This is a genomic window from Streptomyces sp. cg36 (genome assembly GCF_041080675.1).
In the GTDB taxonomy this organism is placed as follows: Bacteria; Actinomycetota; Actinomycetes; order Streptomycetales; family Streptomycetaceae; genus Streptomyces.
On sequence record NZ_CP163520.1, the window covers coordinates 2,140,224 to 2,164,365 of the forward strand.

A 24,142-nucleotide genomic window follows, 5' to 3' on the forward strand; every position below is an offset into this window, starting at 1 on the left:
GCGCTCGACGCCCTGCCCCGCGCCTGGCCGAGGCACGAAACCGAGCGCCGCACCACCACACCCGCCCGCGCTCCGCGCTCCGCGCCCCCACCCCCGATCCCCGGCGCGACCGCGCCACCGCGTCCGCCCCGGCACAATGGCCACATGCCCGAAGGAGACACCGTCTGGCAGGTGGCCCGGCGGCTCGACACGGCGTTGGCCGGCGGCGTGCTGACGCGGTCCGACCTGCGCGTACCCCGATTCGCGACGGCCGATCTGGTCGGCCGGACCGTTCTGGACGTCACCCCGCGCGGCAAGCACCTGCTGGCGCGGATCGAGGGCGGGCTGACCCTCCACTCGCATCTGCGGATGGAGGGGTCCTGGCGGGTGTTCGCGCCCGGTGAGCGCTGGCGCGGTGGCCGCCCCGACCAGATCCGGGCGATCCTGGCCACCGCGGACCGTACGGCGGTGGGCTACCGCCTGGCGATGGTGGAACTGCTCCGCACCCGCGAAGAGCACCGTGTGGTCGGCCATCTGGGCCCGGATCTGCTCGGCCCGGACTGGGACCCCGGCCTGGCACTGCGCAATCTGCTGCGGGACCCGGACCGCCCGCTCGGCGAGGCACTGCTGGACCAGCGCAATCTGGCGGGTGTGGGCAACATCTACAAGTCGGAGATCTGCTTCGCCGTGCGGGCCGTGCCATGGCTGCCGGTGGGGGACGTCCGCGAGCCGGAACGCGTGGTGGCCGCCGCCAAGAAGCTCCTGGAGGCGAACCGGGAGCGCACCTCCCGCAAGGTGTACGTGTACGGCCGGTCCGGGCAGCCGTGCCCCCGCTGCGGCACGGCCCTGCGCTCGACCACGCTGCCCGACCCCTCGGGCACCGAGCGCCCCACGTACTGGTGCCCGCACTGCCAGCCCAGCCCGCCACTCACCGCCCGGCCCGCCGCTCCGCCGGCCAAGCCGTCCGCGCCACCCGCCGACCCGTCCACCCAGCCGTCCGCACCACCCCCGCAGCCGCCCGCCTCACCGGCCGCCCCTTCCGCACCACCCACCGCCTCGCCCGCCGAGCCACCCACCCCACCCCCGGCGGGCAACCACAGCACACCTCCCCGCAATTGACGCCGCCGCAGCCCGGTTGACGACCCGTCAGATTCGGTCGTACCGTCCCCGCATGCCCCTCTCGGCGTACGACCTCACCGATCGGACCGCCTTCGTCACCGGCGCCGGTGGCGGCATCGGCCGCGCCACCGCCGTCCTGCTCGCCGAGGCGGGCGCGCTGGTGCACTGCGCGGACCTCGACGAACAGGGCCTGCTCGGCACCCGGGAGCTGATCGCCAAGGCGGGCGGCACCGCGCACGCGCATCCGCTCGACGTCACCGACCGCACCCGGCTGCGCGCGGCCGTGCGTGACGCGGGCCGCGTCGACGTGCTGGCCGCGGTCGCCGGGATCATGCACTCCAGCGCGGTCCTCGACACCGAGGAGGCCGACCTCGACCGGGTCCTGGCGGTGAACTTCAAGGGCGTGCTGTACGCCTGCCAGGAGGCGGCCCGCGTGATGATAGAGAACGGTACGCCGGGGAGCATCGTCACCATGGCGTCCGGGGCGGTCGACTCCGCCTCGGCCGGCCTGTTCTGCTACAGCGTCTCCAAGGCGGCCGTGGTGCAGCTGACGAAGACGCTGGCCACCGAGCTGGGCCCGCACGGCATCCGGGTCAACGCGGTGGCCCCGGGCTGGGTGCGCACCCCGATGACCGAGCGGCACTCGGCGGAGCAGCAGCGCGGCATCGAGTCGACGATGCTCCGGCTCTCGCCGCTCGGGCGGCTGGGCGAGCCCGAGGACATCGCCCACTGCGTGCTCCACCTCGCGTCGGACGCCTCCTCGTTCACGACCGGTCAGATCCTGCGCCCGAACGGCGGCGTCGCGATGCCCTGGTGACCGAGTGGGCGGTGACGTGCACGGGCAGCAGGCTCAGGCCCCAGCCGCCCACGGCGACCGCGCCCTCCAGGGCTCCGGCATCACCCGGCGCGGTCAGCAGCCGCACCACGGCCCACCACCACAGCGCCCCCATCACGAGCGCGGCCGTCCATCGCACCGCCACCGTCATGGCCGCCTCCTCGGGCCGACGCTAGACCGCTCCCCGCTTCACCGGCAGGGCGCACCGGGCGCACCCCGGCGCACGTACCGCCTCACACGCCCCGCATACGACCCGTACGCGCGGCACGACGGTCCCGCGCAGACCCGGGCCGCCAAACCATGAGGGCTCAGGCCGCCTCAACCCAGAACATCACTCGGGCCGCCTCCGCCTGGCGCGGCACTCGGGCCGCCGCCAACTGAAGCACGGCTCAGGCCGTCTCCGCCTGGAACATCCACGCGTGCTTCTCCAGGTCGGCCGTCAGCGCGATGAGCACGTCCTGGCTGACCGGGTCGGGGTCGCCGGTGGCGTCGATCCGCTCGCGCATCCTGACGATCACCGCGCCCAGCGCCTCGACCAGGATCCGTACCGCGTCGCCGTCCTTGATCCAGCCGGTCGGAACCTTGCCGATGGCGCTCGACGAGGCCACGGTCGCCGCCCGGCCGTCCGGGGTCACCCCGAGGGCGGCGGCCCGCTCGGCCACCGTGTCGGAGTGCTGCCGGGCGGTGTCCACCACCTCGTCCAGCTGGAGGTGGACGGACCGGAAGCGCGGTCCCACGACGTTCCAGTGGACCTGCTTGGAGACGAGTGAGAGGTCCACCAGGTCGACGAGCGCGCCCTGCAGGGCGTCGCCGACGCTCTTGAGGTCGGCCTCGGACAGCGAGCTCTTCACAACAGACATGCATGCACTCCGTTCCGTCAGCACTGGCTCTCCCCACCTTGGCACATAAGCCGTTAACTGGGCATTCGGGAGAAAAGAGAAGCCCCGGCCGGTTCATCGGATACCCAGCCGGGGCGCTCTCACACAGAGCCGGACAGTGTCAGGCCGCGACGACGTCCACCGCTTCCGCGGGTGCCTTGATCGTCACTCGTTCGGTCGGGACACCGGTCACCGACGTCACGGAGATCGAATTGAGCATCGGACGTACCGGTGCAGGCACCGGATCGCTCGCCGCCGCCGAGGCAGCGAGCTCGGCAAGTGCCAGCTCGTCGCTCACTTCCCGCATGAGCTCGGACATCCGTACGTCAAGCGCGTCGCAGATGGCGGAGAGCAGCTCGGAGGAAGCCTCCTTCTGCCCCCGCTCCACCTCGGAGAGATAGCCGAGTGAGACTCGGGCGGACGAGGAGACTTCGCGCAGAGTACGGCCCTGGCGCTGGCGCTGCCGACGCAGCACGTCACCCAGCAGGCGACGGAGCAGAATCATCGGTGGCTCCCTCCTCGGACCGCGTAGCCGCATCCTTCACGCCCCACCGTACCGCCTCGCGCTGCGGCCGTGCGGGGAGCGATGTCGTGTTCACTCAGGGCTGCAAACATCAATTCCCCCCGTTCTGTTCCGTATCCTGTGCCCGCGCATCTTCGCCGAGTTCACCGGAGAGCAGTTCGAGCACGCTCCGTACACTCTCCCTACGGATTTCCGCCCTGTCGCCGTTCAACCTCAAAGCGACCGATTTCCCGTTCCCGGCCGGTCCCTCGACCGCCACGAACACCGTGCCCACCGGCTGCCCGTCCTGGGGGTCGGGTCCCGCGACACCGGTCGTCGCGATGGCCCAGTCGGCCCCCAGCGCAGTACGCACACCCCGTGCCATCTGCCGCGCGACCTCGGGGTCCACGGCCCCGCGCTCCGCCAGAAGGGTCGCGTCGACGCCCAGGACGGACCGCTTCAGATCCGTCGCGTACGCCGTGACCGAACCGCGCAGGGCGCGTGAGGCGCCCGGCACCGAGGTCAGCTCGGCGGCCACCAGACCGCCGGTGAGCGACTCCGCCACCGCAAGCGTCTGACTACGCTCCGTGAGCAGTTGCACGATCCGGGCCGCCTCGCTCACCGGCCCGGTCCCTCCAGAGCGTCCTCCTCGGCCCGCTCGGCGCGCTGGGCCGCGAGCCCCGCACGCCTCAGTACGACCGCCTGTCGCACATAGTCGAGCCCGGTGACGATCGTCAGCACGACGGCCACCGCCATCACCCAGAAGCGCAGGGTGGCGAGCGGACCCGTGAGCGCCAGCACGTACATCCCGGTCGCCGTGCCCTGCGCCAGGGTCTTCACCTTCCCGCCCCTGCTGGCGGGAATCACCCCGTGCCTGATGACCCAGAAACGCATGAGCGTGATCCCGAGTTCCCGGAACAGGATCACTCCGGTGACCCACCACGGCAGATCGCCCAGCGAGGAGAGGCAGAGCAGCGCGGCGCCCATGATCGCCTTGTCGGCGATCGGGTCGGCGATCTTCCCGAAGTCGGTGACCAGGTTGTAGGTGCGGGCCAGATGGCCGTCGAAGACGTCCGTGATCATGGCGACGGCGAACGCCGCCCACGCCCAGGCCCGCCAGGCCGGGTCGTAGCCGCCGTCCTGCAGCATCAGCATGACGAAGCCCGGCACCAGCAGGAGCCTGACCATGGTCAGGATGTTGGCGATGTTCCAGAGGCTGGCCTGGTTGACGGCCGCCGCGCCCAGCTTGCCGCCGGGCGCCGGCGTACGGCCACCGCCCGCCGCGGATGCCGGGACTCCGGTCATCTGGCCGCCTCCTCAAGGACGTCGAGACTGGTCACCACCAGGTCGACGCCCTCGGCGGCGACGACCTTCGCCTCGACGATACGGCCCGGGGTCAGTCCGGCGCCTTCCGTGAACCGCACTTGACCATCGGTCTCGGGCGCCTGGTGCTCGGCGCGGCCCAGCACACCGTCCTCGTCGTCCACCGATTCGACCAGGACGCGCACGGTCTCGCCGACGCGCTCCTCGGCCCGCTGCGCGGTGAGCTCCTCGGCGAGGCGCGACAGGTGGTCGAGCCGCTCGGCGATCACCTCGTCGGCCAGCTTGTTCTCGTAGGTGACGGCCTCGGTGCCCTCCTCGTCGGAGTAGCCGAAGACGCCGATGGCGTCCAGGCGGGCGGCCGTGAGGAAGCGTTCCAGCTCCTGGAAGTCGGCCTCGGTCTCACCGGGGAAGCCGACGATGAAGTTGGAGCGCACACCGGCCTGCGGGGCCTTGGAGCGGATGGTGTCCAGCAGCTCCAGGAAGCGCTCGGTGTCACCGAAGCGGCGCATGGCCCGCAGCACCCCGGGGGCGGAGTGCTGGAAGGAGAGGTCGAAGTACGGGACGACCTTGTCGGTCGAGGTCAGCACGTCGATCAGACCGGGCCGCATCTCGGCGGGCTGGAGGTAGCTGACGCGGACGCGCTCGATGCCGTCGACGGCGGCGAGCTCGGGCAGCAGCGTCTCCAGGAGCCGGATGTCGCCGAGGTCCTTGCCGTACGAGGTGTTGTTCTCGGAGACCAGCATGACCTCCTTGACGCCCTGCTCGGCCAGCCAGCGCGTCTCGCCCAGCACGTCCGAGGGGCGGCGCGAGATGAAGGAGCCGCGGAAGGACGGGATGGCGCAGAACGTGCAGCGGCGGTCGCAGCCGGAGGCCAGCTTCACCGAGGCGACCGGGCTGGTGTCCAGCCGGCGGCGCAGCGGCGCGCGCGGGCCGGAGGCGGGCGCGACGCCCTCGGGCAGGTCCTCGGGGGCGCTCTCCTGCGCCTCCTGGGCGTGGCCGGGCAGCGCCACGTCGGCGCTCTGGCGCTCGACGGGGCTCAGCGGCAGCAGCTTGCGCCGGTCGCGCGGGGTGTGCGCCTCGACGCTGCCACCGCTGAGGATGGTCTGGAGGCGGTTGGAGATGTCGGCGTAGTCGTCGAAGCCGAGCACGCCGTCGGCCTCGGGGAGCGCGTCGGCGAGCTCCTTGCCGTACCGCTCGGCCATGCAGCCGACGGCGACCACGGCCTGGGTGCGGCCGTGGTCCTTGAGATCGTTGGCTTCGAGGAGGGCGTCGACGGAGTCCTTCTTGGCGGCTTCGACGAACCCACAGGTGTTGACGACTGCGACATCGGCGTCGGAGGCGTCCTCGACGAGCTCCCAGCCGTCCGCTGCCAAGCGGCCTGCAAGCTCCTCCGAGTCCACCTCGTTACGGGCGCAGCCGAGAGTGACAAGGGCGACGGTACGGCGTTCGGGCATGGACTCAAGACTACTTTGTTCCGGCCCGGCTCCCCGCCGCGAGGGTTGATCAAGGAACCGCCGGGCCCGGCTCAGCCGACGACCGGGTCGCCCTTGGTGTACGTCAGGCGCTCGACCTGGCCGTCGCCGAACTGGTCCTCGACCTTCTTGCCGTTCACGTACAGCTCGATCGCGCCCGCGTTGCCGAGGATCAGGTCGATCTTGTCGCCGTCGACGAACGTCTTGGACTCGCCCTTCTCCAGCAGTCCGTCGTAGAGCACCTTGCCGTCGTGCGCCTTGGCGGAGATCCAGCTCTTGTCGGAGATGGCGCTGAGCTTGACGGTGACCTTGTCCTGCGGGGCCGCGGCGATGGCGCTGTCGGAGGGGCTGGGCCTGGGCGCGGCGGGCGGGCTGGTCGGCGGCTTGGGCGCGGGGCTCTGCTGATGGGTCTCCGTCTGGGTCGGGCCCTCGCCGACCGCGCTGTCCTTGGTCTTGGAGTCGCCGCTGCCGTTGAACATCGTGAAGCCGACGAAGGCGACGACGGCCACGATGGCGGCGACCATGGCCGCGGTCCAGTTCGGCCGGCGGCGCTCGGGCCGGATCCGCTCGGCCTCGAACATGGGCGCCGCGGGCGTGGGCGCGGGGCGTCCGCCGTGCTCCGCGTCGTACTGCGCGACCAGGGGCTCGGGGTCGAGGCCCACGGCGCGCGCGACCGTGCGGATGTGTCCGCGCGCGTACACGTCGCCGCCGCAGCGGGAGAAGTCGTCGTCCTCCAGGCCGTGCACGATGGGGATGCGCACGCGCGTGATCGAACTGACCTCGTCGACGGTCAGTCCGGCCGCGATCCGGGCCTGCTTGAGGACGTGGCCGATGGACGGGCGGGCATCGTCAGCAAAGGAGGGCCGGTCGTCGTCGCCGAGGGAAGGCCGGTCGTCTTCGGGAGAGTTGCCGATGGACACGGGGGCGCCTTTCGAGCGTGAGCCACCTGCTGGGTGTTCAGTCTAGGGGGGGTACGAAAGGGTGGGGCAACCGGGAGGGCGGAGTTTGTACGCCATCGGAATGGCCTCCTCCCTTCCTCCTAACGGGTCAGGAGGGGTGCGTGTTCCTGCCCTTCCCTCAACTGGACGTACAGCCAAGGGAAACGGTTGCCCGGCGGTCCCTTTCGGGTGCTCCGTCCGGCCGTGGGGCTGACCCGGCGGGCCCGCCCCGGGCCGTCTAGGGAGCCTCCCCCCGGATCACCGCCAGCACACCGTCGAGTTCGTCGGGTTTGACCATGACGTCACGCGCCTTGGAGCCCTCGCTCGGCCCGACGATCCCGCGCGACTCCATCAGGTCCATCAGCCGCCCGGCCTTGGCGAAGCCGACCCGCAGCTTGCGCTGGAGCATCGACGTCGAGCCGAACTGGGTGGAAACGACCAGCTCGGCGGCCTGGCAGAGCAGATCGAGATCGTCGCCGATCTCCTCGTCGATCTCCTTCTTCTGCTTCTGCCCGACGGTGACGTCCTCCCGGAAGACCGGCGCCATCTGGTCCTTGCAGTGCTGGACCACCGCGGCGATCTCGTCCTCGGTGACGAAGGCGCCCTGGAGTCGGGTCGGCTTGTTCGCACCCATCGGCAGGAACAGTCCGTCACCCTTTCCGATGAGCTTTTCGGCGCCGGGTTGATCGAGGATGACCCGGCTGTCGGCGAGCGAGGAGGTCGCGAAGGCGAGCCGGGACGGCACGTTCGCCTTGATCAGACCGGTCACCACGTCGACCGAGGGACGCTGGGTGGCGAGCACCAGATGGATTCCGGCGGCGCGGGCCAGCTGGGTGATGCGCACGATGGCGTCCTCGACGTCGCGCGGCGCCACCATCATCAGGTCCGCGAGCTCGTCGACGATCACCAGCAGATACGGGTACGGGGTGAGCTCCCGCTCGCTGCCCTCGGGCAGCTTCACCTTGCCGTTGCGGATCGCCTCGTTGAAGTCGTCGATGTGGCGGAAACCGAACGCCGCGAGGTCGTCGTAGCGCAGGTCCATCTCCCGCACGACCCACTGGAGCGCCTCGGCGGCCCGCTTGGGGTTGGTGATGATCGGCGTGATCAGGTGCGGGATGCCCTCGTACGCGGTGAGCTCGACCCGCTTGGGGTCCACCAGGACCATCCGGACGTCCTCGGGGGTGGCCCTGACCATGATGGACGTGATCAGGCAGTTGATGCAGGAGGACTTTCCGGAACCGGTCGCACCGGCCACCAGCACGTGCGGCATCTTCGCCAGGTTGGCCATCTCGTAGCCGCCCTCGACGTTCTTGCCGAGCGCCACCAGCATAGGGTGGTCGTCCTCGGCGGCAGCCGCCAGGCGCAGCACGTCGCCGAGGTTGACCATCTCGCGGTCGCTGTTGGGGATCTCGATGCCGACGGCGGACTTGCCGGGGATCGGCGAGATGATCCGCACGTCCGGCGAGGCGACCGCGTACGCGATGTTCTTGGTCAGCGCGGTGATCTTCTCGACCTTCACGGCCGGGCCGAGTTCGACCTCGTAGCGGGTGACCGTCGGGCCGCGGGTGAAGCCGGTGACGGCCGCGTCGACCTTGAACTCCACGAAGACGTTCTGCAGGGACTCCACGACGGCGTCGTTGGCGGCGCTGCGGGTCTTGCCCGGACCGCCCCGCTCCAGCAGGTCCAGCGAGGGCAGCGCGTACGTGATGTCGCCCGCGAGCTGGAGCTGTTCGGCGCGCACGGGCATCTCGGTGTGCTCCGGCGCGGCCTTGGTCAGGTCCGGGACGACATTGGGGGCGCCCGGGGTCGCCCGGGGCGCCGCCGTGCCGGAGCCGGTCTTGCCGAGGTCGGTCCTGGCCGCGGCCTTCGGGGCCGGCGCGTCCGTCTCCTCGCCCCGGGCCGTCGGCAGCGGCAGCGAGCTCTCGCGCTCCCGCTCGACGGAGACGCCCTGGGTGAGGTCGGCGACGATCGGGGAGGGCGGCAGGCCGTTGAGGACGGCGCCGTCGAGCGCGGCGGCTGCGGCCGCTGCCACGTCGACCGGGTCCATGGGGGCGTCGAAGGCGGGCTGGACCGAGCCGCGCCGGGGCTTGCGCCGCTGGGCGAGCGCCGTCCGCTCGGCTTCGTCCTGGGCGTACTCGTCGGCCGCTCCGGCGCGTCGCGCGGGCGTGCGCCGGGCGCGCGGCGCCGGTTCCTCGTCCCGCCAGTCGTCCTCGTACAGCTCGTCCTCGCCCGGCTCCCCCGGCAGCGGCTCCACGATGCCCAGGCGGGCGCCCAGGGCCCGCAGCCGCTGCGGGATGGCGTTGACGGGGGTGGCGGTGACGACGAGCAGCCCGAAGACGGTGAGCAGCACCAGCATGGGCACCGCCAGCACGTCGCCCATCAGGAATTCCAGCGGCTTGGACGCGGCCCAGCCGATGAGGCCGCCCGCGTCCTGCATCGCGCTGGTGCCGTCGTCGCGGCCGGGCGAGCCGCAGGCGATGTGGACCTGGCCGAGCACGCCGAGGACCAGCGCGGACAGGCCGATCACGATGCGCCCGTTGGCCTCGGGCTTCTCCGGGTAGAGGATCAGCCGGACCGCGATCGCCCCGAGGAGCAGCGGCACCAGCAGATCGAGCCGTCCGAACGCGCCGGTCACCAGCATCTCGACGAGATCGCCCACCGGGCCGCGCAGATTGGACCAGGTGCCCGCGGCCACGATCAGCGAGACGCCGAGCAGCAGCAGCGCCGTCCCGTCCTTGCGGTGGGCGGGGTCGAGGCCCTTGGCACCGCGCCCTATGCCGCGGAACATCGCGCCGACGCCGTGCGCCGCACCCAGCCAGACGGCGCGCACCACGCGGTACACGCCCCCCGTGGGAGAGGGCGCCGCCTTGGGCGCCGGTTTGGCCGGGGCCGCCTTCTTGGCGGGTGCCTTTTTGGCGGGCGCCTTCTTCGCGGGCGCGGCGGACTTCTTCGCGGGCGCCTTCTTGGCGGGCGCCGCCGCCTTCTTGGCGGGTGCCGCGGTACGGCCGGTGCGCTTGGCGGTGCCCGCCGTGCCCTGGGAACCCTTGCCGGACGTACGTGAGGCCATGGTGCTGAGGTTACCGGTGCCGACGGCGGTGAACACGACGAGCGCCGCTTCACCCGTCCGTGTCGTACCGAAAGACGTTAGTCACGTACGACGAAAATGCCGGGCGCCGCGGGCGCGTGCCGACTACGGGCGTACGCGTACGGACCGACGGGCAAAGGGGCCTGACGCGCGATCAGCGCCGGGCCCCCCGATTCCCGCGGATGCTCAGTTCTGCGAGGGCAGCGCGGCCGTGCCGCCGCCCGTGCCGGGCTCCAGGGCGTCCAGCGCGCGGCGCAGCCCGGTCAGTTTGCGCTCCAGGTGGGCGGCGGTGGCCACCGCCGCCGCGTCCGCCGACTCGTCGTCGAGCTGTTTGGAGAGCGCCTCGGCCTGCTCCTCAACTGCCGCCAGCCGCGCGGACAGTTCGGCCAGCAGGCCTGCGGGCTCCTTGGGGTCGCCCGCCGCCTGGCCGCCGCCTTCCAGCTGGAGCCGGAGCAGCGCGGCCTGTTCGCGCAGCTGACAGTTCTTCATGTACAGCTCGACGAAGACCGACACCTTGGCGCGCAGCACCCAGGGGTCGAAGGGCTTGGAGATGTAGTCCACCGCGCCCGCCGCGTACCCGCGGAACGTGTGGTGCGGGCCGTGGTTGATGGCGGTGAGGAAGATGATCGGGATGTCCCGGGTGCGCTCGCGCCGCTTGATGTGCGCGGCGGTCTCGAACCCGTCCATTCCCGGCATCTGGACGTCCAGCAGGATCACTGCGAAATCGTCCGTCAGCAGCGCTTTGAGCGCTTCCTCCCCTGACGATGCCCGCACCAGTGTCTGATCGAGCGCAGAGAGGATGGCCTCCAGCGCCAGCAGATTCTCCGGCCGGTCATCGACCAGGAGGATCTTGGCCTTCTGCACCATGGCCCGTCCTCCTCGCCCCGGCAGTGCACCGGGCGCCGCCCCAGGGGACGACTCCCTTGCGCCGCCCGTCCTTGTGCCGGTCATGGTAGCCGCACCCCGCCTGTCGCCACACCCTGTCACCGCGATGTCACTGTGCACGTAGCAGAAACGTAGTGGGAGACCAGAAGGTTCCCCGAATACCGCCTTCTCACACGCTCCCGGCCACGGTCAGTCAGCAACCGGCGGGGAACCGGACGCCCGTCGATCACTTCCCCTGCATCCATTGCTCCATCACCGAGAGCAGATGGTCGGGGTCGACCGGCTTGGTGACGTAGTCGGACGCGCCGGACTCGATCGCCTTCTCCCGGTCGCCCTTCATCGCCTTCGCGGTGAGCGCGATGATCGGCAGCCCCGCGAACTGCGGCATCCGCCGGATCGCCGAGGTCGTGGCGTACCCGTCCATCTCGGGCATCATGATGTCCATCAGCACGACGGCCGTGTCCTCGTGCTGCTCCAGGACCTCGATGCCCTCCCGCCCGTTCTCCGCGTACAGCACCGCGAGGCCGTGCTGTTCCAGCACGCTGGTGAGCGCGAAGACGTTGCGTACGTCGTCGTCGACGATCAGCACCTTCTCGCCGCCGAAGTGGAACGTGCGCACGCTCGCCGGCTCCGGCTCGGGCACCTGCGCCTCCCACGCCTCCCGCGGGGCCTCGCCCGGCTGTCCGGGCAGCGCCGCGGGCGGCTGGGCATCCCCGGTCAGCGCCTTGCGCCGACGCCGGAACAGCCCGGCCGCGCCCGACTGGTTCTCCCCCGGGCCGACCGGCGCCAGGTCCTGCGGCACCAGGTCCTGGCGCACGCCGTCCGCCCCGGCCGGCGCCGACTCGCCGGGCGGCAGCTGCGGATAGCCCTGCGGCGGCAACTCGCTGGGGTGCAGCGGGAGATACAGCGTGAACGTGGAGCCGCGGCCCGGCTCGCTCGCCGCGTGGATCTCGCCGCCGAGCAGCCGGGCGATCTCCCGGCTGATGGACAGGCCGAGGCCCGTACCGCCGTACTTGCGGCTGGTGGTGCCGTCGGCCTGCTTGAACGCCTCGAAGATGACCCGCATCTTGCTGGCCGCGATGCCGATGCCGGTGTCGGTGACCGAGAACGCGATCAGATCGGCGTCCGCGTCGCGCAACGAGCCCGCCTCCAGGAGCTGTTCGCGGATCGCGTGCGGCACATCGGCGTGGGCGGGCCGGATGACCAGCTCGACCGCGCCGCTGTCGGTGAACTTCACCGCGTTCGACAGCAGGTTGCGCAGGACCTGGAGCAGCCGCTGCTCGTCGGTGTGGAGCGTCGCGGGCAGCTCGGGCGAGACCCGCACCGAGAAGTCGAGCCCCTTCTCCGCGGTCAGCGGGCGGAACGTCGCCTCCACGTAGTCCACCAGCTGGACCAGGGCGATCCGGGTCGGGCTGACGTCCATCTTGCCCGCCTCGACCTTGGACAGGTCGAGGATGTCGTTGATCAGCTGGAGCAGGTCCGAACCCGCACCGTGGATCGTTTCCGCGAACTCGACCTGCTTGGGCGAGAGGTTGCCCTCCGCGTTGTCGGCGAGCAGCTTGGCGAGGATCAGCAGCGAGTTGAGCGGGGTGCGCAGCTCGTGCGACATGTTCGCCAGGAACTCCGACTTGTAGCGCATGGAGACCGCGAGCTGCTCGGCGCGCTCCTCCAGCACCTGCCGGGCCTCCTCGATCTCGGTGTTCTTCACCTCGATGTCACGGTTCTGCTGGGCGAGCAGCTCGGCCTTCTCCTCCAGCTCCGCGTTGGAGTCCTGCAGCGCCTTCTGCCGGTTCTCCAGCTCGGCCGAGCGCTCCCGCAGCTGCTCGGTGAGCTCCTGCGACTGCTTCAGCAGCACCTCGGTCTTGGAGTTGACGCTGATCGTGTTGACGCTCGTCGCGATCATCTCGGCGATCTGGTTGAGGAAGTCCTTCTGGATGTGGGTGAACGGCTGGAACGACGCCAGCTCGATCACTCCGAGGACCTTCCCCTCGAAGAGCACCGGCAGCACGATCACATGCGCGGGCGGCGCCTCGCCGAGGCCGGAGGAGATCTTCAGATAGCCCGGCGGCACGTTCTCCACCAGGATCGTGCGCTTCTCCTCGGCCGCCGTCCCGATCAGCGTCTCGCCGGGCCGGAACGAGGTGGGCATCGAGCCCGCCGAGTAGCCGTAACTGCCGCGCATCCTCAGCTCGTACGGGCTCTCCTCGTCCCCGCCGACCTCGGCGGCGCCGCCCGTGGGCAGGGCCAGGAAGAACGCGCCGTGCTGCGCCGAGACCACCGGGGTGAGCTCGGTCATGATCAGGGAGGCCACGTCGTCCAGGTCCCGGCGGCCCTGCATCAGGCCGGAGATCCGGGCGAGGTTGCCCTTGAGCCAGTCCTGCTCCTTGTTGGCGACGGTGGTGTCGCGCAGGTTGGCGATCATCGTGTTGATGTTGTCCTGGAGGGCCTGGATCTCGCCCGCCGCGTCCACGTCGATCTTGAGGTTGAGGTCGCCGCGGGTCACCGCGGTGGCGACGGCCGCGATGGCGCGCACCTGCCGGGTCAGGTTCCCGGCCATCTCGTTCACGGACTCGGTCAGGTCGCGCCAGGTGCCGTCGACGTCACGTACGCGCGCGTGGCCGCCGAGCTGGCCCTCGGTGCCCACCTCGCGGGCCACCCGGGTCACCTCCACGGCGAACGAGGACAGCTGGTCGACCATCGTGTTGATGGTGTTCTTCAGCTCCTGGATCTCACCGCGCGCGTCGATGTCGATCTTCTTGGTGAGATCGCCCTTGGCGATGGCGGTGGTGACGGTGGCGATCTGGCGCACCTGTCCGGTCAGGTTGTCGGCCATGGAGTTCACCGACTCGGTGAGGTCCTTCCACGTACCGGAGACGCCCGGCACCCGGGCCTGGCCGCCCAGGATGCCGTCGGTGCCCACCTCGCGCGCGACGCGGGTCACCTGGTCCGCGAAGGACGACAGGGTCGTCACCATCGTGTTGACGGTGTCGGCGAGCTCGGCGACCTCGCCGCGCGCCTCGACCGTCACCTTCTTCGTCAGGTCCCCGTTGGCCACCGCCGTGGAGACGCGGGCGATGTTGCGCACCTGATAGGTGAGGTTCGCCGCCATCAGGTTGACGTTGTCGCTGAGGTCCTTCCAGATGCCGGTGACCCCGCGCACCCGGGCCTGGCCGCCCAGGATGCCTTCCGTGCCCACCTCGCGCGCGACCCTGGTGACCTCGTCGGCGAAGTTGGAGAGCTGGTCGACCATCGTGTTGACGGTCGTCACCAGCTCCAGGATCTCGCCCTTGGCGTCGACGGTGATCTTCTTGGAGAGGTCGCCCTTGGCGACCGCCGTCGTCACCTCGGCGATGTTGCGCACCTGGAACGTCAGGTTGTTGGCCATGAAGTTCACGGACTGGGTGAGGTCCTTCCAGGTGCCCGAGACGCCCTGTACCTCGGCCTGGCCGCCCAGGATGCCCTCGGTGCCCACCTCACGAGCCACCCGGGTCACCTGCTCCGCGAAGTTCGACAGCTGGTCGACCATCGTGTTCAGGACGTTCTTGAGCTCCTGGATCTCGCCGCGCGCGTCCACGTCGATCTTCTGCGACAGATCGCCCCGCGCCACCGCCGTGGCGACCTGGGCGATGTTGCGGACCTGGGCGGTGAGGTTGCCGGCCATGCCGTTCACCGAGTCCGTCAGATCGCGCCACACCCCGGCCACGCCCGGCACCTGTGCCTGGCCGCCCAGGCGCCCGTCGGTGCCCACCTCGCGCGCGACGCGGGTCACCTGCTCGGCGAAGCCGGACAGCTGGTCGACCATGTTGTTGATGGTGTTCTTGAGCTCCAGGATCTCGCCGCGCGCGTCCACGTCGATCTTCTGCGAGAGGTCGCCGCGCGCCACCGCCGTGGTCACCTGGGCGATCTGGCGGACCTGGGAGGTCAGATTGCCCGCCATGAAGTTGACCGAATCGGTCAGCTCCTTCCAGGTGCCCGAGACGCCGTCCACCCGCGCCTGGCCGCCGAGCCGGCCCTCGGTGCCCACGTCCTGCGCCATCCGCGTCAACTGGGCGGCGAACGAGGCCAGCTGATCGACCATCGTGTTCACGGTGTTCTTCAGCTCCAGCATCTCGCCGGAGACGTCCACCGTGACCTTCTGCGACAGATCGCCGTTGGCGACCGCCGTCGTCACCTGGGCGATGTTGCGCACCTGACCGGTGAGGTTGCGGAAGGCGTTGTTCACGGAGTCCGTGAGGTCCTTCCACGTGCCGGCCGCACCCGGCACCTCGGCCTGCCCGCCCAGGCGGCCCTCGGCGCCGACCTCGCGGGCCACGCGCGTCACCTCGGAGCCGAACGACTGCAGCTGGTCCACCATCGTGTTGACGGTGTTCTTCAGCTCCAGCATCTCGCCCGCGACGTCCACGGTGACCTTCTGGGTCATGTCGCCGCTGGCGACCGCCGTCGTCACCTGCGCGATGTCGCGCACCTGCGTGGTCAGGTTGCGGAAGACCGTGTTGACCGAGTCGGTGAGGTCCTTCCAGGTGCCCGCCGCGCCCGGCACCTGCGCCTGCCCGCCCAGCAGCCCCTCGGCGCCGACCTCGTTGGCCACCCGGGTGACCTCGTCCGCGAAGGTGCGCAGCGTCTCGGTCATCTGGTTGATCGTCTCGGCGAGCTGGGCGACCTCCCCGCGCGCGTTGACGGTGACCTTCTGCGACAGGTCGCCGTTGGCGACGGCCGTGGTGACCTGCGCGATCCCGCGCACCTGCGCGGTCAGGTTGCCCGCCATCAGATTGACGGAGTCCGTGAGGTCCTTCCACACGCCCGCGACCCCGGGCACCTGCGCCTGGCCGCCCAGCTCGCCCTCGGTGCCCACCTCGCGCGCGACACGGGTCACCTCGGAGGAGAACGAGGACAGCTGGTCGACCATCGTGTTCACGGTGTTCTTCAGCTGGAGCATCTCACCGGCGACGTGCACGGTGACCTTGCGCGACAGATCGCCCTTGGCCACCGCCGTCGTCACGAGAGCGATGTCACGCACCTGGGCGGTCAGCCGGTACGCCATGGTGTTCACGGAATCCGTGAGGTCTTTCCATGAACCGGACATTCCGCGCACCTGCGCCTGGCCGCCGAGCTTGCCCTCGGTACCGACCTCAAGGGCGACCCGGGTCACCTCGTCGGTGAACGCCGACAACTGGTCGACCAGGTTGTTTACGGTTCGCCCCACTTTGAGGAATTCGCCCCGAAGTGGCCGCTCGGCGTTGTCCACCCCGTGCGAACGCAGGTCCATCCGCTGTTCCAGATCGCCCTCGGCGACCGCCGAGAGCACCCTGCCGACCTCGGAGACGGGCCGGGCCAGATCGTCCACCAGGGCGTTGGAAGCGTCGATCGCAGCCGCCCAGGAGCCCTCACAGGCCCCGTTCTCCAGCCGCTCGGTCAGCTTCCCCTCCCGGCCGACCATCCGCCGTACGCGGGCGATCTCACCGGTCAGATGCAGATTGCGGTCGGCGACCTCGTTGAAGACGGCGGCGATCTCGGCCATCACGCCGTCGCCGGACACGGTCAGCCGCTTGCGGAAGTTCCCGTCCCGCATCGACGCCAGCGCCACCAGCAGCCGCTGCAGCGCCGCCGCGTCCACCTCGGTCGTCCCCTTGCCGCGGGACCGTCCGCCCTTCGCACGCGTGCTCTTGCCACGCGCCGCCACGCCAGACTCCACCGTGTCCCTCCCGCAGGGGTCGACCGCCCTAGTCGGGCTTTCTTCAAAGCCTTCCCAGTGTTTCACCATGGCCGAACCCGGCCATAACAGTTCGGCAGCTTCGCATACCGTCCCCGCCCACGGAGGGCGGAAACACTGGTGACCGGCATCCGCCAGGACAGTGAAGGTAAGTAACCTGGCTTCCGGCTGTCCAACCGCCCCGGTCCGTCCGGTGGCGGGGTCGCCCCCTGCTCCTTCGAGCCCGGGGCCCCGGGCGCCACAAGGACGACCACGGGACACCGGAGGGGACGAGCCACACATGGGAGTGTTGATTCCCGGGGGGCACCTTCCCGGACCCCGGCAGGGGAAACCGGGTGTCGAGACGCGTACGAGGAGTTCTGTGATCACCGCGCGGGCGGCAGCCAGTTTCGAACCCGTCGGGCGCTCCGTCGCGACCGCCCGCGCCTTCGTGCGCGACACCCTCCAGGGCTGGGGATACGCGGACGTCGTGGACGACGCCGTCGTCCTGACCAGCGAACTCGTCACCAACGCGGTCGTCCACGCCGGCACCGCCGCCGACGTGCTGTGCCTGCGCTCCGAGGACGGCGTCCGCGTCGAGGTCGCCGACCACTACCCCGAACGGGAAGTCCCGCTCTCCGGATCGCCCTCCGACATCGCCGCCCCCGACCGGGAGAACGGCCGCGGCCTGCTGCTCTGCGCCGCCATCGCCTCCCGCTGGGGCGTCGAGTACACCCCCACCCAGAAGCACGTCTGGTTCCAGCTCGACCTGCCCGCCCGCCGCGTCGGCACCCGCTCGGCCGGGCCCGCCCTGCCCGTGGAACTGCTGCCGGTCGCCGAGAGCAGGGTCCGCGTCGCCGTCATCCAGATCGACCGCACCGGCGCCGTGCGCGCCTGGAACGAGGACGCCGAGGAGCTCTTCGGCTACCCGGCCGAACAGGTCACCGGCAAGCCCCTCACCGACTTCGCGGCCTGGCCGCACACCCCCGGCACCTCCACCGGCATCGTCGAGGCCCTCCAACTCTCGCGCTGGGAAGGCAGCTACGGCATCCGCGGCGCCGACGGCCGCGTCCTGCCCGTGTACGCGTCACATCTGCGGGTACGCGACACCCATGGCGAGCCTTCCACGGTCTGCCTCCTCGTGCGCGACGACGAACGGGCCGTCCTGCAGACCCCCGTCCGCGCCCCCGCCGCCGACGCCGCCTCCCTGGGCGAGAGCCGCAACGTCGACCCCTTCGAGGTCTTCATCGGCTCCCCCGCCCCCGACGACCTCGACGGACTGCTGCAACGCACCGTCGAACGCGCCCGGGACATGCTCGACGGCGACGCCGCCTTCCTGCTGCTGGCCACCGACGACGAGACCGAACTCGAAGTACGCGCCACCACCGGCCTCCCGTCCGCCCGCCAGCGCTTCGCGCGCGTGCCCGTCGAAGCCGGCACCGGCCGCTACGGCTCGGCCCGCATGCCCGCCGTCCACGACGACCTCGCCGCCGTACCCGGCGCCGTACCGATCCTCGGCGGCTCCGGCATGCGCTCGGTCGTCACCGTCCCGCTCAAGGTCGAGGGCCGCCTCACCGGCTCCCTGGGCGTCGCGGCCGAGGCGCCGGGCCGCTACTCCAACGAAGAGGCGTTGCGCCTGCAGTTCGCCGCCGACCGCATCGCGCTCGCCGTCGAGTCCGCCCGCCTGGGCGAGCTCGAACGGCTGCGCCGCGGATCGCTGAGCTTCCTCGTGGAAGCCTCCGACCTGCTGGCGGGAACCCTGGACCGCGACCAGACGTTGGCCCTGATGGCACAGATGACCGTGCCGACCCTGGCCACCTGGTGCGCGGTCTACACGATCGCGGACCAGGCGTCCGACCCCTACCTGTCCTACGTCCTGCACGAGGACGAGGAGCGCATCGACGGCCTCAAGGCGCTCCTGTCCAAGATCGACCCGCCCGAGCCCGTCCCCACCCCGGGCGCCCGCGTCTGGACCGCCCCCGGCGAGGCGGCCCACCAGGCCGCGCTGCGCACCTCCATGCGCGACATCGGCCTCGGCAGCAGCCCGCACCTGGGCAGCGGCCTCGGCACCACGCTGTCCACGGCGGCGGCCGTCGGCGGCGAGACGGTCGTGCTGCCCCTCGTCGCCCGCAACCGCGTCATCGGCATGCTCACCCTCGGCAAGCCCTCCGACGACCACTTCCGCCAGGAGATCCTGGAGCTCGCGGAAGACCTCTCCCGCCGGGCCGCCCTCGCCCTCGACAACGCCCGGCTGTACTCGGAGCGCATGGCCATCAGCCGCTCCCTCCAGCGCAGCCTGCTCCCGCCCGGCCTGCCCCAGGTCCCCGGCGTCGAGGTCGAGGTGATCTACCGCGCGGCCGGCGAGGGCAACGAGGTGGGCGGCGACTTCTACGACCTGTTCCCGATCCGCGACGGCGCCTACGGCTTCGCCATCGGCGACGTCTGCGGCACCGGCCCCGAGGCGGCAGCCGTCACGGGACTGGCCCGCCACGCACTCCGCCTCCTCGCCCGCGAGGGCTTCGGCGGCCCGGCGGTCCTGGAGCGGCTCAACGCGGCGATCCTCGACGAGGGCGCCCGCAGCCGCTTCCTGACGCTCCTCTACGGCGAGTTGTGGCCCCAGGAGGACGGCAGCGCCCTCCTCAAGGTCGTCTGCGCGGGCCATCCGCTCCCGCTGCGCCTGCGCCAGGACGGCAGCGTGGAACCGGCCGCCGAACCGCAGCCGCTGCTCGGCGTCATGGAAGACCTGGAGCTGTACGAGCAGACGGTCGTCCTGGATCCGGGCGACGTCCTGCTCTGCGTCACGGATGGCATCACCGAACGCCGGGAGGGTACCCGCATGTTGGGAGACGACGGCCTCACCGACGTCCTCGCCACTTGTACGGGCCTGACCGCCGGCGCCGTTGCGGCCCGCGTCCTGCGCGCGGTGGAACGCTTTGCCGCCGAGCCCGCGTCCGACGACATGGCGATCCTGTCGATGCGCATTCCGGAACAGCCGAGGCACTGAACGGACCGGGCACCCGGGGCGGCAACCGCCCCGGGGCCACGGCCTGCTCGATCCGGCGCCTCCCCGGATACGCGAAAGGCCCCGCCCAATTGGGCGGGGCCTTTCAGTTCTGAGCCCCCATGCGGAATCGAACCGCAGACCTTCTCCTTACCATGGAGACGCTCTACCGACTGAGCTATAGGGGCCGGTTGTTGTTTCGGGGCTTCCCCCTCACCAACGAGATTAAGCATACCCTGAATCAGACGGTGTTCCGAACCACGCGCACCCGTTCCGCGGGAAAGCCTCGCGGGCACGTTCCCGACCGTGCCCGCGCACCCGGCTAGGCGGGCTGGAGCAGCCCTCCCAGCGCATTGCACACGGCCACCAACTTCCGTACGCCCGCGTCCGAAAGGCCGTCCAGCGGCGGCAGCGCCAACGTCTCGTCGACGGCCCGCTCGGTCTCCGGCAGCACGCACCCGACCCGCCGGAACTCCCGCGTGCGGTGCACGGGCGTGAGCACCGGCACCTCGCACTCCACCCCGCGCCGCCGCAACAGCCGCGCGAACGCGTCCCGGTCGGGCCGCCCGTTGCCGGGCACCCGCACGACGTACCGCTGATACCCGTGCCCCACGGCCGGTACGGGGGTGCGCACGCCGATCAGCCGCCGGTCCAAGTACCCGGCCCGCTCCCGCCGTTGTACCAGGTCAACCGTGGTGCGCCCGCCCTCGTCCTCGTCCTTCTCGACGAGCAGCAGCCCGAGCCTCTCGGCCAGCTGCCGGAACTGCTCGGAGTCGGCGGGGTGCCCGAAGCGGTGCACGAGGACGAGCCCGGCGGTCCGCGAGGTGACCACGGCTTCGATGCCCCCGAGGCCGAGGCAGTAGCTGTCCGGGTCTATGTCGGCGAACACCGGCACGGCTCCGGCCGCCACGACGGCCCTGGCCACCCCGCCGTCGTCGTACGCCGGCACGATCACTTCGTCCCCGGCCGAGAGGTCGGCGGACTCCAGCCTTGCGATGATCCCCATAGCTGGGCATGGTGCTCGCACCACGTGAACAACAGGTGAGCGGGCATAAAAAAACGCTGGTCCCCGAGCCGAAGCTCGGGGACCAGCGTTGAAAATTTGTTCGGCGGCGTCCTACTCTCCCACAGGGTCCCCCCTGCAGTACCATCGGCGCTGAAAGGCTTAGCTTCCGGGTTCGGAATGTAACCGGGCGTTTCCCTAACGCTATGACCACCGAAACACTATGAAATTAACGAAACCGGGCAACAACACGGCTGTTCGTTATTTCAGAACTAACACAGTGGACGCGAGCAACTGAGGACAAGCCCTCGGCCTATTAGTACCGGTCAGCTCCACACCTTACGGTGCTTCCACATCCGGCCTATCAACCCAGTCGTCTACTGGGAGCCTTACCCACTCGAAGGTGGTGGGAGTCCTCATCTCGAAGCAGGCTTCCCGCTTAGATGCTTTCAGCGGTTATCCTTTCCGAACGTAGCCAACCAGCCATGCCCTTGGCAGGACAACTGGCACACCAGAGGTTCGTCCGTCCCGGTCCTCTCGTACTAGGGACAGCCCTTCTCAAGACTCCTACGCGCACAGCGGATAGGGACCGAACTGTCTCACGACGTTCTAAACCCAGCTCGCGTACCGCTTTAATGGGCGAACAGCCCAACCCTTGGGACCGACTCCAGCCCCAGGATGCGACGAGCCGACATCGAGGTGCCAAACCATCCCGTCGATATGGACTCTTGGGGAAGATCAGCCTGTTATCCCCGGGGTACCTTTTATCCGTTGAGCGACGGCGCTTCCACAAGCCACCGCCGGATCACTAGTCCCGACTTTCGTCCCTGCTCGACCCGTCGGTCTCACAGTCAAGCTCCCTTGTGCACTTACACTCAACACCTGATTGCCAACCAGGCTGAGGGAACCTTTGGGCGCCTCCGTTACTCTTTAGGAGGCAACCGCCCCAGTTAAACTACCCATCAGACACTGTCCCTGATCCGGATCACGGACCGAGGTTAGACATCCAGCACGACCAGAGTGGTATTTCAACGGCGACTCCACCTGTACTGGCGTACAAGCTTCACAGTCTCCCACCTATCCTACACAAGCCGAACCGAACACCAATATCAAACTGTAGTAAAGGTCCCGGGGTCTTTCCGTCCTGCTGCGCGAAACGAGCATCTTTACTCGTAGTGCAATTTCACCGGGCCTATGGTTGAGACAGTCGAGAAGTCGTTACGCCATTCGTGCAGGTCGGAACTTACCCGACAAGGAATTTCGCTACCTTAGGATGGTTATAGTTACCACCGCCGTTTACTGGCGCTTAAGTTCTCAGCTTCGCCTGGACGAATCCAAGCTAACCGGTCCCCTTAACGTTCCAGCACCGGGCAGGCGTCAGTCCGTATACATCGCCTTACGGCTTCGCACGGACCTGTGTTTTTAGTAAACAGTCGCTTCTCGCTGGTCTCTGCGGCCACCCCCAGCTCACCGAGTAAATCGGATCACCAGCGATGGCCCCCCTTCTCCCGAAGTTACGGGGGCATTTTGCCGAGTTCCTTAACCATAGTTCACCCGAACGCCTCGGTATTCTCTACCTGACCACCTGAGTCGGTTTAGGGTACGGGCCGCCATGAAACTCGCTAGAGGCTTTTCTCGACAGCATAGGATCATCCACTTCACCACAATCGGCTCGGCATCAGGTCTCAGCCTTAACGTGTGACGGATTTGCCTACCACACGGCCTACACCCTTACCCCGGGACAACCACCGCCCGGGCTGGACTACCTTCCTGCGTCACCCCATCGCTTACCTACTACCACCTTGGATCGACGGCTCCACCACTCCCCTTTGCCCGAAGGCTCCAGGGCGGCTTCACGGCCTTAGCATCAATGGATTCGATATTGGGCGTTTCAAAGCGGGTACCGGAATATCAACCGGTTGTCCATCGACTACGCCTGTCGGCCTCGCCTTAGGTCCCGACTTACCCTGGGCAGATCAGCTTGACCCAGGAACCCTTAGTCAATCGGCGCACACGTTTCTCACGTGTGTATCGCTACTCATGCCTGCATTCTCACTCGTGAACCGTCCACAACTCGCTTCCGCGGCTGCTTCACCCGGCACACGACGCTCCCCTACCCATCAACGCGGGCGTTGGCCCTTCATGCGTCAATGACACGACTTCGGCGGTACGCTTGAGCCCCGCTACATTGTCGGCGCGGAATCACTTGACCAGTGAGCTATTACGCACTCTTTCAAGGGTGGCTGCTTCTAAGCCAACCTCCTGGTTGTCTCTGCGACTCCACATCCTTTCCCACTTAGCGTACGCTTAGGGGCCTTAGTCGATGCTCTGGGCTGTTTCCCTCTCGACCATGGAGCTTATCCCCCACAGTCTCACTGCCGCGCTCTCACTTACCGGCATTCGGAGTTTGGCTAAGGTCAGTAACCCGGTAGGGCCCATCGCCTATCCAGTGCTCTACCTCCGGCAAGAAACACACGACGCTGCACCTAAATGCATTTCGGGGAGAACCAGCTATCACGGAGTTTGATTGGCCTTTCACCCCTAACCACAGGTCATCCCCCAGGTTTTCAACCCTGGTGGGTTCGGTCCTCCACGAAGTCTTACCTCCGCTTCAACCTGCCCATGGCTAGATCACTCCGCTTCGGGTCTAGAGCGTGCAACTCAAACGCCCTGTTCGGACTCGCTTTCGCTACGGCTTCCCCACACGGGTTAACCTCGCTACACACCGCTAACTCGCAGGCTCATTCTTCAAAAGGCACGCAGTCACGACGCACTGAGTAAACTCAATGCGCGACGCTCCCACGGCTTGTAGGCACACGGTTTCAGGTACTATTTCACTCCGCTCCCGCGGTACTTTTCACCATTCCCTCACGGTACTATCCGCTATCGGTCACCAGGGAATATTTAGGCTTAGCGGGTGGTCCCGCCAGATTCACACGGGATTTCTCGGGCCCCGTGCTACTTGGGTGTCTCTCAAACGAGCCGTCAATGTTTCAGCTACGGGGGTCTTACCCTCTACGCCGGACCTTTCGCATGTCCTTCGCCTACATCAACGGTTTCTGACTCGTCCTGTCGCCGGCAGACGACAGAAGAGAGATCCCACAACCCCCACGACGCAACCCCTGCCGGGTCTCACACGCCGTAGGTTTGGCCTCATCCGGTTTCGCTCGCCACTACTCCCGGAATCACGGTTGTTTTCTCTTCCTGAGGGTACTGAGATGTTTCACTTCCCCTCGTTCCCTCCACATGCCCTATGTGTTCAGGCATGGGTGACAGCCCATGACGACTGCCGGGTTTCCCCATTCGGAAACCCCCGGATCAAAGCCTGGTTGACGGCTCCCCGGGGACTATCGTGGCCTCCCACGTCCTTCATCGGTTCCTGGTGCCAAGGCATCCACCGTGCGCCCTTAAAAACTTGGCCACAGATGCTCGC

At 69.0% G+C, this 24,142-nt stretch carries 13 protein-coding genes, 1 tRNA gene, 2 rRNA genes and 1 pseudogene; 3 read left to right on the top strand and 14 right to left on the bottom strand.

The window, feature by feature from the left end:
• Nucleotides 1-144: 144 nt before the first annotated feature.
• Nucleotides 145-903 (top strand): annotated as a pseudogene (locus AB5J87_RS09420) (Fpg/Nei family DNA glycosylase); the annotation flags it as partial.
• Nucleotides 904-1,150: 247 nt separating this feature from the next.
• Nucleotides 1,151-1,915: an SDR family NAD(P)-dependent oxidoreductase gene (locus AB5J87_RS09425; protein ID WP_369375933.1), complete on the top strand. Its 765-nt coding sequence runs from the start codon at nt 1,151-1,153 to the stop codon at nt 1,913-1,915.
• Here AB5J87_RS09425 and AB5J87_RS09430 read toward each other — a convergent pair.
• The 10 genes from AB5J87_RS09430 to AB5J87_RS09475 all read right to left on the bottom strand — a co-directional run bounded on the left by AB5J87_RS09430 (nt 1,863) and on the right by AB5J87_RS09475 (nt 16,708).
• A complete protein-coding gene (locus AB5J87_RS09430; protein WP_369375934.1) occupies nt 1,863-2,084 on the bottom strand; it encodes a hypothetical protein in 222 nt (73 codons plus the stop codon). The two genes, AB5J87_RS09425 and AB5J87_RS09430, sit on opposite strands and share 53 nt — an antisense overlap.
• A gap of 238 nt (nt 2,085-2,322) precedes the next feature.
• A complete protein-coding gene (locus tag AB5J87_RS09435) occupies nt 2,323-2,793 on the bottom strand; it encodes a Dps family protein (protein WP_369375935.1) in 471 nt (156 codons plus the stop codon).
• A gap of 139 nt (nt 2,794-2,932) precedes the next feature.
• Entirely contained in the window at nt 2,933-3,316 is a 384-nt protein-coding gene (locus tag AB5J87_RS09440; RefSeq protein WP_067165033.1) for a helix-turn-helix domain-containing protein, read from the bottom strand.
• Nucleotides 3,317-3,425: 109 nt separating this feature from the next.
• Nucleotides 3,426-3,935, bottom strand: coding sequence for a CinA family protein (locus AB5J87_RS09445; RefSeq protein WP_369375936.1), 510 nt, complete (start codon nt 3,933-3,935; stop codon nt 3,426-3,428).
• On the bottom strand, nt 3,932-4,618 hold the full coding sequence (pgsA, locus tag AB5J87_RS09450; protein ID WP_369375937.1) for a CDP-diacylglycerol--glycerol-3-phosphate 3-phosphatidyltransferase: 687 nt from the start codon (nt 4,616-4,618) through the stop codon (nt 3,932-3,934). Before pgsA ends, AB5J87_RS09445 begins: the two co-directional genes overlap by 4 nt.
• Nucleotides 4,615-6,090 carry a 30S ribosomal protein S12 methylthiotransferase RimO gene (rimO, locus tag AB5J87_RS09455; protein ID WP_369375938.1) on the bottom strand — a complete coding sequence of 492 codons (1,476 nt, stop codon included), beginning with the start codon at nt 6,088-6,090 and terminating at the stop codon, nt 4,615-4,617. The genes pgsA and rimO overlap by 4 nt, the downstream gene beginning before the upstream one ends.
• Nucleotides 6,091-6,161: 71 nt before the next feature.
• The gene (locus AB5J87_RS09460) at nt 6,162-7,028 is read right to left on the bottom strand and encodes a helix-turn-helix domain-containing protein (RefSeq protein ID WP_369375939.1); all 867 of its coding nucleotides are present in this window, start codon (nt 7,026-7,028) and stop codon (nt 6,162-6,164) included.
• A 256-nt stretch (nt 7,029-7,284) separates the two neighbouring features.
• Nucleotides 7,285-10,113, bottom strand: a complete 2,829-nt coding sequence (locus AB5J87_RS09465; protein WP_369375940.1) for a DNA translocase FtsK — start codon at nt 10,111-10,113, stop codon at nt 7,285-7,287.
• A gap of 204 nt (nt 10,114-10,317) precedes the next feature.
• Entirely contained in the window at nt 10,318-10,998 is a 681-nt protein-coding gene (locus tag AB5J87_RS09470; protein ID WP_369375941.1) for a two-component system response regulator, read from the bottom strand.
• A gap of 244 nt (nt 10,999-11,242) precedes the next feature.
• Nucleotides 11,243-16,708 (bottom strand): HAMP domain-containing protein, encoded by a 5,466-nt coding sequence (locus AB5J87_RS09475; protein WP_369375942.1) that lies wholly within the window; start codon nt 16,706-16,708, stop codon nt 11,243-11,245.
• A gap of 298 nt (nt 16,709-17,006) precedes the next feature.
• Between AB5J87_RS09475 and AB5J87_RS09480 the strand changes: the two genes are divergently transcribed.
• Nucleotides 17,007-19,709 carry a SpoIIE family protein phosphatase gene (locus AB5J87_RS09480; protein WP_369375943.1) on the top strand — a complete coding sequence of 901 codons (2,703 nt, stop codon included), beginning with the start codon at nt 17,007-17,009 and terminating at the stop codon, nt 19,707-19,709.
• 112 nt (nt 19,710-19,821) lie between these two features.
• Here the strand turns inward: AB5J87_RS09480 and AB5J87_RS09485 are convergent.
• The 4 genes from AB5J87_RS09485 to AB5J87_RS09500 all read right to left on the bottom strand — a co-directional run bounded on the left by AB5J87_RS09485 (nt 19,822) and on the right by AB5J87_RS09500 (nt 24,130).
• A tRNA-Thr gene (locus tag AB5J87_RS09485) sits at nt 19,822-19,894 on the bottom strand.
• A 134-nt stretch (nt 19,895-20,028) separates the two neighbouring features.
• Nucleotides 20,029-20,712, bottom strand: a complete 684-nt coding sequence (locus AB5J87_RS09490) for a DegT/DnrJ/EryC1/StrS family aminotransferase (protein ID WP_369375944.1) — start codon at nt 20,710-20,712, stop codon at nt 20,029-20,031.
• 98 nt (nt 20,713-20,810) lie between these two features.
• Nucleotides 20,811-20,927, bottom strand: a 5S ribosomal RNA gene (gene rrf / locus AB5J87_RS09495).
• 78 nt (nt 20,928-21,005) lie between these two features.
• A 23S ribosomal RNA gene (locus tag AB5J87_RS09500) occupies nt 21,006-24,130 on the bottom strand.
• Between the last annotated feature and the right edge of the window lie 12 nt (nt 24,131-24,142).

Excerpts from the sequence above, each read along its gene's own strand:
- AB5J87_RS09425 (WP_369375933.1), top strand. The coding sequence starts at position 1,151 with ATGCCCCTCTCGGCGTACGACCTCACCGATCGGACCGCCTTCGTCACC.
- AB5J87_RS09430 (WP_369375934.1), bottom strand. The coding sequence starts at position 2,084 with ATGACGGTGGCGGTGCGATGGACGGCCGCGCTCGTGATGGGGGCGCTG.
- AB5J87_RS09435 (WP_369375935.1), bottom strand. The coding sequence starts at position 2,793 with ATGTCTGTTGTGAAGAGCTCGCTGTCCGAGGCCGACCTCAAGAGCGTC.
- AB5J87_RS09440 (WP_067165033.1), bottom strand. The coding sequence starts at position 3,316 with ATGATTCTGCTCCGTCGCCTGCTGGGTGACGTGCTGCGTCGGCAGCGC.
- pgsA (WP_369375937.1), bottom strand. The coding sequence starts at position 4,618 with ATGACCGGAGTCCCGGCATCCGCGGCGGGCGGTGGCCGTACGCCGGCG.
- rimO (WP_369375938.1), bottom strand. The coding sequence starts at position 6,090 with ATGCCCGAACGCCGTACCGTCGCCCTTGTCACTCTCGGCTGCGCCCGT.
- AB5J87_RS09465 (WP_369375940.1), bottom strand. The coding sequence starts at position 10,113 with ATGGCCTCACGTACGTCCGGCAAGGGTTCCCAGGGCACGGCGGGCACC.
- AB5J87_RS09470 (WP_369375941.1), bottom strand. The coding sequence starts at position 10,998 with ATGGTGCAGAAGGCCAAGATCCTCCTGGTCGATGACCGGCCGGAGAAT.
- AB5J87_RS09480 (WP_369375943.1), top strand. The coding sequence starts at position 17,007 with ATGGGAGTGTTGATTCCCGGGGGGCACCTTCCCGGACCCCGGCAGGGG.
- AB5J87_RS09490 (WP_369375944.1), bottom strand. The coding sequence starts at position 20,712 with ATGGGGATCATCGCAAGGCTGGAGTCCGCCGACCTCTCGGCCGGGGAC.